Below are 10,544 nucleotides of genomic sequence, written 5' to 3'. Positions count from 1 at the left end.
GGCGCCCTGCATCATGGCTGCTCTCGTCCTGCGGCGGATGCCGGATGCGGACAAATTCTGAGCGCAGCCAGGATCACAAGCGCTGCAACCAACTGGCAATACCGCGCAGCGAACGAAACTCGCTTACCGAGCGGCAGGCAATTTGCGGATGCCGCTCCTGCAGCATACGCGACAATGCGGCCCCCGGCCCCAGCTCCAGCGCCGCCGTGACGCCCTGTTCGGCGCAGGCGTCCATGCAGTCGCTCCAGCGTATGGTGTGCGCCAGCTGTCGGGACAGTACGCTGACTGCCTGTTCTTTTCTGGTCAACGCTTGCCCACTTAACCCCGACAGCACCGGCATCGGCGGGTCCACGGAAAACTGCTGCTGCAGCTGCTGCGCAAACGGCTGCACGGCGCCGTCCATCAATGGCGTGTGGGAAGCCACCGTCACCGGCAGCAGGCGGAGCTTGCCGCCCAGGCTTTCGATTGCTCCTGTCGCCCGCTGCATGTCATGGGCAAGGCCGCCGACGATGCAGCTGTCGGCGCCGGTTTCTATCGCAAGATATAAATGTTCGGATTCCAGCAAGATGCTCAGGGTGCTGACGGCAATGCCGCTCACCGCGCACAAGAGCTGCGGCGCGGCGGCCTGCAGGCAGGCGTCCATCAGCGCCGCGCGCGACGTCGCCAGCCGGATCGCCTGCGGCGCCGAAAGGGCGCCGGCGACATGGTAGGCCGTGAGCTCGCCTATGCTGTATCCGGCCACCAGCGCCGGAACCGGCAGCAAGGGTTGCAATGCCGACCAGGCAGCGGCGCTCGCCGCCACGATCAGCGGCTGCGCCAGCCGGTTTGAAAATAACAATTCTTCATCAGCCAGGACCTGCTCCAGCGGCTGTCCCGGCACAGCAGCGGACAGCCATTGCTGCAGCAGCCCTGCCGTGCCCGGATCGGTGCGCGGCAAGTCGAACATGCCGGCATGCTGCCCGCCCTGGCCCGGGCACAGGATCGCCAGGCGCAGGTTCATGCCTGGCCCTGACCCGGCCCGATTTGCCGGAGTTTCTTAACGCAGTACGTAACCATCCTTGCCGATCACCGTCAATTCAATGAAGTTGAGGCCGTCGCGGCTGCCCGGACCGTATTTCAACGCCATCCCGCCCACATCGTAGCCGCCCATGCTTTCCAGGCTGCTCACCAGGCTTTCGCGGGTCGGCTTGTTGCCGGCGCGGCGCAAGCCTTCCACCAGCACCTTGGCGGAAATGAAGCCTTCCAGCGTCGGGTAGGAATCGGACAATTCACTGCGGTTCTTGAGCGCGGTCGCGAATTCCTTGGAAATCTGCGTGCTGGAACTTCTCGGATTCGGAAACACCTGGGTCATGCCGAGGCCGCGCGCATCCTTGCCCAAGCTTTGCAGGAACACTTGCGAACTGACATTCGACAGCGCGATCAATTGCTGCTGGCCGCCCGCCAGGCGATATTCCTTGATGAAAGCGGCGCATGGCTTGGCGGTGCAGATCAGCAGCACGGCTTGCGGCTTGGCGTCGAAAATCTTTTTCACGGCGCCTTCCACCGCGACCGTATTGCGCTCGTAATTGGCGATCACCGGTTCCGGCAGCTTGTACTTCTTGATGGCCTGCTTCAAGCCTTCCAGCGCATCATTGCCGAACGAATCGTTGGACACCAGCACCGCATACCGCTGCAGGCCCATGCCCGACAACTGCTCGATCGCGGTGCCGACTTCATCGCGATACTTGGAGCGTACATTGAACAGGTAGCGCTGCATAGGTTCATGCAAGGAAGTGGCGCCGCTGACCGGAGCGATCAGGGGTACCTTGGCGTCATTGATGGCGCTCAGGATCGACTCGGTGGTCGGCGTGCCGCGATACAGGAACAGCGCGAACGCATTCTTTTCATTGAGCAGCTTGCGCGTATTTTCGACGGTGCGCTTGGGTTCGAAGCCGTCATCCAGCGATTCCAGCACGATCTTGCGGCCGAACACCCCGCCTTGCTTGTTGACGATGTCGAAATACAGCTGCGCGCCCGCGGTCGCCTGTTTGACTTCCTCGGCGGCAGTCCCGGTAAAACCGGCCGACTGGCCGATGACGATGGTGTTCGAGGTGATGCCTGGCTCTGCGTTAGCGCTACCAACTCCAAACAAGCCAAACAGGCCGATGCTGACGGCCAAAGACAACTTCTTCATTTGTACTCCAGAAATGATTGTGGATTAATCGATGTCTATACGATGCGTATACAAGGGCAATAGCAGCAGGGCCGATCGGCAACCTCTCGATCACCGCAAATAGCTAAGTCCATGCAGGAAATAGGTCGCGGCCAATAAATCGGCGGCGCCACCGGGCGACAGCTTATCCCGAATAAATACCTTATGGCAACTAATTGCGCGTTCGCGCCAGCCGTCTGTTGCGCAACCGCCCGCATCCAGGAACTGGCGGGCGCTGGTTTTGACCTTGGCGGCCCCGGCCGGCCCGCCTCGGTGGTAGAGATTGGTGTCGCTGATGGTCGCCATCAGGGTGAACAAGGTATCGACGGCAGCGGCGTCGTAGCCGCGCGCGGCGCCCAGGGTCTGCAGGAACCGCGGCAAGGCGCTCTCGAACAACGACGGGAAGCCTAGCGCAGCCTCTTCGCTGGCGCCGCTTACCGCGTATTTTTGCGCCACCTGCCGGCCATGCGAGACGCCGGCCCGGTCGTGCATGTGCCGGCTCAGGGCGTCGCCCCACTGTATCAGCAGCGTGGCGCGTATCGTCGCCGCCGACAGCGGCATGCGGCGGCCATGGCAATAACCGGCCGCCGCGCACAGCAGGCCAAGGCAAAAAATCGCGCCGCGATGGGTATTGACGCCGCCGGTGGCGCGCAGCATGGCTTGCTCGGCGTCCATGCCCAACTGCTTCAGCACGGCGAATTCCTTGCCGGCCATACCGGCTTGCGTGATCCGTATGAAATAGTGGCGCAGCGCAAACAGGCTGCGCATGAAAGTGCTCGCGTCCATGTCGTCGTGGCTGCCGCTGTCCAGCAGCGACACCAGGCCCGGTTTGGGATAAAGCTGCAATTCGCGGTACAAGCTGCGCAAAGCCAGCCGCCCTGCCGCCAGGCAAAACGCCCGTTGCTGGCGTGCACTCAGCTGCGGCACAATGCTCTGGCGGCGCAGCTGGGGCGATGCCGGCAGCTGGATCGCCGCGGAGCGGTTCCCCAGCATCATGCGCTTTCCAGCGTCGACACCAGCGCCGCCATGGGCACCAGCCGGACCGTGCTGCGCGCCTTGACCAGCACTTGCTGGCCGCCGTCGCCCTGCAGCGCCTGCCAGCATTCTTTCCAGGCTACTGCCTGGCCGTCCGCAAACACCACCTCGCCGTCCAGCGGCAGCCGCGCCGCATGCTGCGCCAGCAAAGCGATGCCGCGCCTGAATTCTTCAGTGCTGCCTGGCGTAAACAGCAGGTCGATATCCGAAGTCCGGGTCAGGTAACTCTGCTGCGTCAGGACCTGCCAGGCCCAGGAGCCGTATATGCGCATCGCTATGCCGCTGTGCAGGCAGTCGCCGGCAAACGCATTCAATGCCCGGCTCCAGGCCGGCGGCGCGTGCGGCAATGCCGCCCGCAATGCCAGCGGATCGGTAATCCGCCGGACATCGCCGAACTGCGCCTGGAACGGGATCCTGGCCTTGTCGCCATTGGCGTCTGGCGGCAGCGCCAAGCCCAGGCACAGCTGTTCTTCCGGGGTATCTGGCTCGCGCCGGCGCAAGACCGCCGGCCAGTCGTGCGACTGCCAGCGCTCCAGTGCAGCCCGGTTGCCTGCCGCCGCCGTCTGCGCTGCGCGTTGCCAGCCGTCGGCGCTCAGCCAGACCAGGCTATGGCGGGCTGGCATGATCGATCACAGCCTGGGTTACGGTCCAGGCCTGGCTGCGGCCGCCGCGCTGCAGGCCGGCGGCGCTGCGCAGGTCGTGCGGGTTGGCTTGATCCAGAGCCTGCACCAGCTGCTGCGCCAGGTCGGCATGCCAGATAGCTTCGACGCCGCCCATCTGCAGGTAATTGACCGCGCCGGGCGCGAATACCGGGTTGCTCTTGGCCAGCTCGGTCAGCCTGGCTTCCGGCACCTTGGTGATGCGCGCCATCGCCGCCAGCCCCATGACACGGATGGTTGCTTCCGGCAAGGCGTAGCAGCCGTCGGCCATGAGGCCGCTGGTGATGAAGCCGCCGGACAAGGCCTGGTCGTACACCAGGCCGATTATCTTGTGCTGCCGGCGCCGCGCCAGGTCGATGCACTTCGCCAGCTGCGCCATGTAGCTGTTGATGCCCAGCATTTCATCGCGATGGCGCAGGCGCTGGCCCTGGGTATCGATCAGGATCACGATGGAACGCTGCGGATGATCACGCACCGTGGCCAGGATCGCCTGCGCCTGCAGCAGGGCGATTTCGACCCCGATCGCCGCATGGCCGGTAGTGCCGATCACGGTTACCGTGTCGCCGCCCACCTGCGCCGTGCCGGTCAGGAAATCATCTTGTTCGACTACCGTATGGCCATCCGGGAACAAGGTCGCCGCCAGGATTTTCCAGCCCATGTTTGTATTCACCCTAATCCTCCCAGCCGTAGTGTGGCGGTGGCGTCGACAAAAGCCTCGGCTTCCAGCATCGGCAGCCGGGCGGCGTCGGCCACGCCGAGCCGGGTCCAGATATCGAGCGGATCGGCCGTCTGGCCAAAACTGTCGATGCGATCCTGCAGCAACTGCTGCTCCGCTTCCAGCGCCGCCAGCGTCAAGCCGATGCCACCGGCGTTGGCATGGCATTGCTGCGCCAGGTCGAAGGCGGCCTGGCGGAACGCGGCGCCGTCGTCGGCCACCAGCATCTGGCAATCGCCCAGCAGGTAGCGGTGCTTGCCGCCGGTGGTGCGCCATACCAGCGCCCGGTCGCGCGAATCGAATTCTTCGACGCCGTTGGCGGTTTCAATCACTTCCGGTCCCGACATCGCCAGCCGGCCTTCTTCAGACATCACGATCGCATTGGCGCAACGGGCGACGATGCCCATGCCGCCGAAACAGCCGTTGGAACCGCCGATCAGCACGATTACAGGAATGCCGGCGGCGCGCACTTCAAGCAAGGCGCGCATCACTTCCGACACCGCGATCAGGCCGGCGTTGGCTTCATGCAGGCGCACGCCGCCGCTTTCCAGCAGCAGCACCACGGCAAACGGCCGTTCGCGCACTGCCCGCAGCAGCAAGCCGGTGAGCTTGGCGCCATGCACCTCGCCCACCGCACCACCCATGAAACCGCCCTCTTGCGCCGCCACATATATAGATTCGCCGAACAGCCGTCCCTGGCCGATCGCCACGCCGTCGTCGAACGATACCGGCGCATCCAGCTGCGCCAGGTGCGGGCTGACGATTTTCAGCGCAGGCGGCAGGAATTCGTAAAAACTGCCGGCGTCGAGCACCGCAGCCAGGCGTTCACGAGCATTCGCTTCCAGGTAGCTGTTCATGGCGCGCTCCCGGTCATGGCTTGCAGCGCCTGGTCCAGGCGCAGGCTGACTACCGCCGGCGTGGCGCCCATGTCGTTGATGGCGATACGGGCGTCGGCCAGCTGCCAGCGCTGCTGGAAATCGCCCAGCACCGCTTCCCAGATGGCGCCGAAGCCGCGCGCCGCGGTCTTGATTTCAATCGCGCAGGCGCCGTTCAGCGCCGCCGCTTCGACCAGCACTTCCAGGTTGCCCGAACTGACCACGCCGGACAGCTGCGCCTGCGGCGGCAAAAGGCGCCGGCCATGTTCAAAACGAAAATTCAAGGTTTCCATCAACAGCTCCTTGCACTTCTGATTGTTTCTGGCTACTTATTGCTGCTACCAGTTTCTGAAGCGTTTCGGCGGATCGTACAAACCGCCCGAAGCACGCACCAGGTCTTTCATGCTTTTCGCCGCCAGCAGGTCGCGCGTGGCCAGCCGTTGGTCGATGCCGAGATCCTCCGGCCGCTGGATGATGCCGCGGTCGCGCAGGTTTTCCACCATGCGCTTGTCGCGCCCCAGTCCGATCGGGGTGTAACCGGCGACGCCGCGCACCGCCTGTTCGCGTTCCTCGTCGGTGCGGCACAGCAGCAGGTTGGCCAGCCCTTCTTCGGTCAGGATGTGGCTGACATCCTCGCCATAGATCATCACCGGCGGAATCGCCATGTCGGCTTGTTCTGCCAGTTCCCAGGCGTCCAGCCGTTCGACGAAAGCCGGCTGCATGTGCTCGCGGAAGGTTTCGACGATCTGCACCACCAGCTTTTGTCCGCGCGGGATCAGGTTCTTGCCGTCGCGCGCCTGGCGTCCGGCTTTCAGCCAGGCCGGGCTGGCATGGCGCCGGCCGCGCGCATCGGCGCCCATGTTGGGGGCGCCGCCGAAACCGGCGATGCGGCCGGTAGTTGCGGTGGATGAATTGCCCTGCAAATCAATCTGCAAGGTAGAACCGATGAACATGTCGCAGGCATAGTGGCCGGCTACCTGGCTGAAGGCGCGGTTGCTGCGCATGGAGCCGTCGCCGCCGACAAAAAACACGTCCGAGCGGGCCCGTATGTAATCTTCCATGCCGAGTTCGGAACCGAAGGAATGGATCGATTCGACAAAACCGGCCTCGATCGCCGGGATCAGCGCCGGATGCGGATTGAGCGCCCAGTGCTGGCAGATCTTGCCTTTCAGGCCCAGCGATGCGGCATAGGTCGGCAGGATCAGTTCGATCGCGGCGGTGTCGAAACCGATGCCGTGGTTCAGGCGCTGCACCTCGTATTCGGCATAGATGCCCTTGATCGCCATCATCGCCATCAATACCTGGATCTCGGAAATCTGCGCCGGGTCGCGGGTAAACAGCGGTTCGATATAGTGCGGCGTCGGCGCCTGCACCACAAAACTGACCCAGTCGGCGGGAATATCCACGCGCGGCAGCACATCGACTATCTCGTTGACCTGGGCGATCACGATGCCGCCGCTGAAGGCGGTAGCCTCGACAATCGCCGGCGTGTCCTCGGTATTCGGTCCGGTGTACAGGTTGCCCTGGCGGTCCGCCGCCTGCGCCGCCACCAGCGCCACCCGCGGCGTGAGGTCGACAAAGTAGCGGCCGAACAATTCCAGGTAAGTATGGATGGCGCCGATATTCAGCTTGCCGGCCGCCACCAGCCGCGCCAGGCGCACCGACTGCGGCCCGGAAAAGGAAAAATCGAGGCGCTCGGCGACGCCGTTTTCAAATACGTCCAGGTGCTCGGGCAAGGCCAGCACCGACAGCAGCATGTGCAAGCCGCTGATGCGCGCCGGATCGAGCCTGGCCAGCGCCTTGGCCAGGAAATCGGCCTGCTTCTGGTTGTTTCCTTCCAGGCAAACGCGATCGCCGGATTCCAGCACGCTGTAGAGCAGATCGGCAATCCGCTCCGTTTCCACCAGCTTGCCTTTGCAGGCGCCGCCAAGGAGACTGGCGGCGCGCTGCAGGCGCTGTTCGCGATTGACGTTCCGCAAGTCCCAGCGCCGGTTTTCCATTATCTGGCCCCCATCAGCAGATCAGGCAAACCCGTGACGATGCCCGGAAACAGGCAAAGCAGGATGATCGCCAGGAACATCAGCAGCAGGAACGGCAGCGTGCCCTTGATCACGTCCGACAAGGGGATGTCGGGCGCGATGTTCTTGATGACAAACAGGTTCAGGCCGACCGGCGGATGGATCAGCCCCATTTCCATCACCACCGTCATCACCACGCCGAACCAGATCAGGTCGAACCCTGCTTCGCGCAGCGGCGGCAAGATGATGGGCGCGGTCATCAGGATGATGGATACCGGCGGCAGGAAAAAACCGAGCACGATCACCATCAGCAGGATCACTGCCAGCAGCAGCCATTTCGACAGGTGCAAGGCGACTACCCATTGCGCCGCCGACTGGCTGATGTGCAGGTAGCTCATGACATAGGAATACAGCAAGGACATGCCGATGATCAGCAGCAGCATGCAGGATTCCTTGATGGTCGAATTCAGGAACGGCATCAGGTCGCGCGGCCGCCACATGCGGTACACCACCGCGATCAGCACGATCGCCAGCAAGGCGCCCAGGCCGGCGGTTTCGGACGGCGTGGCGAAGCCGCCGTATAAGGCAATCATGACGCCGATCAGTAAGATCAAGAACGGCAGCACGCGCGGCAGCATCTCGACCTTTTGCGCAAAGGTGAAATGCTCGTCATCCAGGTAGGCCGACTTGATCCCGCCCTGGCTGTAAATTTCATGCGCCAGGCGGTATTCCTTGCGGGCCCGGTACACGGCATAACCGGCGAACAGGATCACCAGCAGCACCCCCGGGCCGACGCCGGCCAGGAACAGCCGGCCCAGCGATTGTTCCGACGCCACCGCATACAGGATCATGGTGATCGAAGGCGGCAGCAAGATGCCCAGCGTGCCGCCGGCAGCAATGATGCCTGCCGCGAATCCGGGTGAATAACCGCGCCGCCGCATTTCCGGAATGCCGGCGGAACCGATCGCCGAACAGGTGGCAGGCGAAGAACCGGCCATCGCCGCAAACAGGGCGCAGGCGAACACGTTGGCGATGCCCAGCCCGCCCGGCACCTTGCTCAGCCAGGCATGGATCGCCGAATACAGATCGCGCCCGGCCGGCGACCTGCCGATGGCCGCGCCTTTCAGGATGAACAGGGGAATCGACAGCAGGGTCACCGAGGCGATTTCCTCGTAGACGTTTTGCGTGATCGTATCCAGCGATGAGGCCGGCATGAAGAAGTACATGAAACTGGTTGCGACCACGCCGAGCGCAAACGCTATCGGCATGCCGGAACACATCACGATGATCGTGACGATGCCATACAAGGCACCTAAGGCAAGCGGACTCATTACTCTCCCGGGACAGTGTTGACAGGTTTGCTGCGAGGTTCATTGCGGTCGGTCAGGCGCGCCAGCACTTGCGCCAGCAGCTGCAAGGTGAGTACGGTCATGCCCAGCGCCATCAGCGAATAGGGAATCCACAGCGGCGGCGCAAACGTGGATGAGGTGGTCTGGCCTTCCGACCAGGCTTCATGGAACAGGGTCCACGATTTCCAGGAAAAGAATCCGCAAAACAGGAAAGACACCAGGTCGACCAGCAGCAGCCGCACCGCGTTCACGCCGGCCGGCAGCACCGAAGACAGGGCTTCGATGCCGATATGGCCGCGCAACGACTGGGCGTAGCCGGCGCAAAGGAAGATCACGCCGACCAGCATGAACACCGTGGCGTCGTCCTGCCAGTCGGTTGGAACATGGAAGAAATAGCGCGCCACCACCGAGTACGTCATGATCAGCGAGGTCAGCATCAGCGCCGTCATGGAAAGATACAGGGCGAGTTTATGGAAGCGTTCGAGGATCCCGGCCAGGACTGCCACTACCGGATTGTCCGGCATGGCAGGCAAGGCGGGTCCGGCGTTCGGCTTCGGGTCGAAGCCGTGGCTCATAGCAGTTTCTCAGCCAGTTTCAGCAGTTTGGCGCAGTTGTCGTTCCTGGCAGCGTAGTCCTTCCAGGCCGTGTTGCGCGCGATGTCCTGCCACTTCTTGACAGTCGCGGCGTTCAGGTCGACCACCTTGGCGCCCGCCTTCTGGTACACCGCGGCGACGCCGGAATCGTCCAGCCGGGCGGCGTTGGTGGCGAACTGCTCCATCTCGGCGCCGACCGCCATCACCGCCACCTGCTGCTCTTTGGTCAGGCGATCGAAGGTCGCCTTCGAAATCATCAGCGGCTCCAGCATGTACCAGTAGGCCTTGTCGCGGCCGCTGGTCAGGCTCTTGGAGACTTCTTCCAGGCGGAAGGAAATCAGCGAGGTCGACGACGTCATGGCGGCATCCATCGCGCCGGTCTGCATCGCCGCATAGATTTCGTTGGAAGGCAGGGTCACCACGGCGGCGCCGGCTTCTTTCAGGATCAGGTCCATCTCGCGCGAACCGCCGCGCACCTTCAGGCCCTTGGCGTCGGACGGATCGATGATCGGCTTGCCGCGCGAAGCCACGCCGCCTGCCTGCCAGATCCAGCTGACGATGATCACGCCCTTTTCCAGCAGGATGCGCGACAATTCCTTGCCGACTTCCGAATTCTTCCAGGCTGCGCCCTGCTCATATGAAGTCACCAGGCCAGGCATCAGGCCGATGTTCACTTCCGGCACTTCGCCGCCGGCGTAATTGAGCGGCACCAGGGAAAAATCCAGGGCGCCTTTACGCAATGCAGAGAACTGGGAATTGGTCTTCATCAGCGAAGAACCGGGATAGATTTCAAATTTAAGCCCGCTGCGCTTGCCGACTTCAGCGGCGAACATGCGGGTCAGCCGGTCGCGGAAGTCGCCTTCGCTGATGGTGCCGCCGGGGAACTGGTGGGAAATTTTCAAGGCGCCCGATTGCGCCCACACTGACGACATAGACCAGAACGGTGTGCTCGCGAGTGCGCCCAGCACCATCCTCCTGCTGATTAAAGACATATCTCCTCCCTGTGTTGGAAAAACTATCGATACAGTTTTAGCTAATTTTCATGCGGTTATTGCTGAAGATAGATGCTATGTATTCTTTTTTCATTTCCTTGTATACACGATATTCCA

General features: G+C 63.0%; 11 protein-coding genes. All 11 read right to left on the bottom strand.

Features of this window, described 5'->3' with window-relative positions; all coding sequences use genetic code 11:
* Positions 1-73 precede the first annotated feature (73 nt).
* Positions 74-1,000, bottom strand: coding sequence for an ACP S-malonyltransferase (locus CFU_RS08875; protein WP_014005701.1), 927 nt, complete (start codon positions 998-1,000; stop codon positions 74-76).
* A gap of 36 nt (positions 1,001-1,036) precedes the next feature.
* Positions 1,037-2,173 carry an ABC transporter substrate-binding protein gene (locus CFU_RS08870; RefSeq protein WP_014005700.1) on the bottom strand — a complete coding sequence of 379 codons (1,137 nt, stop codon included), beginning with the start codon at positions 2,171-2,173 and terminating at the stop codon, positions 1,037-1,039.
* A 90-nt stretch (positions 2,174-2,263) separates the two neighbouring features.
* Positions 2,264-3,187 carry a triphosphoribosyl-dephospho-CoA synthase MdcB gene (gene mdcB, locus CFU_RS08865; protein ID WP_014005699.1) on the bottom strand — a complete coding sequence of 308 codons (924 nt, stop codon included), beginning with the start codon at positions 3,185-3,187 and terminating at the stop codon, positions 2,264-2,266.
* Entirely contained in the window at positions 3,184-3,849 is a 666-nt protein-coding gene (gene mdcG / locus CFU_RS08860) for a malonate decarboxylase holo-[acyl-carrier-protein] synthase (protein ID WP_014005698.1), read from the bottom strand. Before mdcG ends, mdcB begins: the two co-directional genes overlap by 4 nt.
* A complete protein-coding gene (locus CFU_RS08855) occupies positions 3,833-4,543 on the bottom strand; it encodes a biotin-independent malonate decarboxylase subunit gamma (protein ID WP_041741592.1) in 711 nt (236 codons plus the stop codon). Before CFU_RS08855 ends, mdcG begins: the two co-directional genes overlap by 17 nt.
* Before the next feature lie 8 nt (positions 4,544-4,551).
* Positions 4,552-5,457, bottom strand: a complete 906-nt coding sequence (locus CFU_RS08850; RefSeq protein ID WP_014005696.1) for a biotin-independent malonate decarboxylase subunit beta — start codon at positions 5,455-5,457, stop codon at positions 4,552-4,554.
* The gene (gene mdcC, locus CFU_RS08845; protein WP_041741590.1) at positions 5,454-5,768 is read right to left on the bottom strand and encodes a malonate decarboxylase acyl carrier protein; all 315 of its coding nucleotides are present in this window, start codon (positions 5,766-5,768) and stop codon (positions 5,454-5,456) included. The genes CFU_RS08850 and mdcC overlap by 4 nt, the downstream gene beginning before the upstream one ends.
* Positions 5,769-5,813: 45 nt before the next feature.
* Positions 5,814-7,475: a malonate decarboxylase subunit alpha gene (mdcA, locus tag CFU_RS08840; RefSeq protein WP_014005694.1), complete on the bottom strand. Its 1,662-nt coding sequence runs from the start codon at positions 7,473-7,475 to the stop codon at positions 5,814-5,816.
* A complete protein-coding gene (locus CFU_RS08835) occupies positions 7,475-8,824 on the bottom strand; it encodes a TRAP transporter large permease (RefSeq protein ID WP_014005693.1) in 1,350 nt (449 codons plus the stop codon). The genes mdcA and CFU_RS08835 overlap by 1 nt, the downstream gene beginning before the upstream one ends.
* Positions 8,824-9,417 carry a TRAP transporter small permease gene (locus CFU_RS08830; protein ID WP_014005692.1) on the bottom strand — a complete coding sequence of 198 codons (594 nt, stop codon included), beginning with the start codon at positions 9,415-9,417 and terminating at the stop codon, positions 8,824-8,826. Before CFU_RS08830 ends, CFU_RS08835 begins: the two co-directional genes overlap by 1 nt.
* Entirely contained in the window at positions 9,414-10,427 is a 1,014-nt protein-coding gene (dctP, locus tag CFU_RS08825) for a TRAP transporter substrate-binding protein DctP (protein WP_041741589.1), read from the bottom strand. The genes CFU_RS08830 and dctP overlap by 4 nt, the downstream gene beginning before the upstream one ends.
* Positions 10,428-10,544 lie beyond the last annotated feature (117 nt).

Source organism: Collimonas fungivorans Ter331 (assembly GCF_000221045.1).
Classification (GTDB): Bacteria; Pseudomonadota; Gammaproteobacteria; order Burkholderiales; family Burkholderiaceae_D; genus Collimonas; species Collimonas fungivorans_A.
The sequence above is the reverse complement of the archived record's forward strand: the minus strand, read 5'-3'. Positions and strand labels throughout refer to the sequence as shown.

Bases quoted from the DNA above. Each gene is read 5' to 3' on its own strand.
- CFU_RS08875 (WP_014005701.1), bottom strand. From the start codon at position 1,000: ATGAACCTGCGCCTGGCGATCCTGTGCCCGGGCCAGGGCGGGCAGCAT.
- CFU_RS08870 (WP_014005700.1), bottom strand. From the start codon at position 2,173: ATGAAGAAGTTGTCTTTGGCCGTCAGCATCGGCCTGTTTGGCTTGTTT.
- mdcB (WP_014005699.1), bottom strand. From the start codon at position 3,187: ATGATGCTGGGGAACCGCTCCGCGGCGATCCAGCTGCCGGCATCGCCC.
- mdcG (WP_014005698.1), bottom strand. From the start codon at position 3,849: ATGCCAGCCCGCCATAGCCTGGTCTGGCTGAGCGCCGACGGCTGGCAA.
- CFU_RS08855 (WP_041741592.1), bottom strand. From the start codon at position 4,543: ATGGGCTGGAAAATCCTGGCGGCGACCTTGTTCCCGGATGGCCATACG.
- CFU_RS08850 (WP_014005696.1), bottom strand. From the start codon at position 5,457: ATGAACAGCTACCTGGAAGCGAATGCTCGTGAACGCCTGGCTGCGGTG.
- mdcC (WP_041741590.1), bottom strand. From the start codon at position 5,768: ATGGAAACCTTGAATTTTCGTTTTGAACATGGCCGGCGCCTTTTGCCG.
- mdcA (WP_014005694.1), bottom strand. From the start codon at position 7,475: ATGGAAAACCGGCGCTGGGACTTGCGGAACGTCAATCGCGAACAGCGC.
- CFU_RS08835 (WP_014005693.1), bottom strand. From the start codon at position 8,824: ATGAGTCCGCTTGCCTTAGGTGCCTTGTATGGCATCGTCACGATCATC.
- CFU_RS08830 (WP_014005692.1), bottom strand. From the start codon at position 9,417: ATGAGCCACGGCTTCGACCCGAAGCCGAACGCCGGACCCGCCTTGCCT.
- dctP (WP_041741589.1), bottom strand. From the start codon at position 10,427: ATGTCTTTAATCAGCAGGAGGATGGTGCTGGGCGCACTCGCGAGCACA.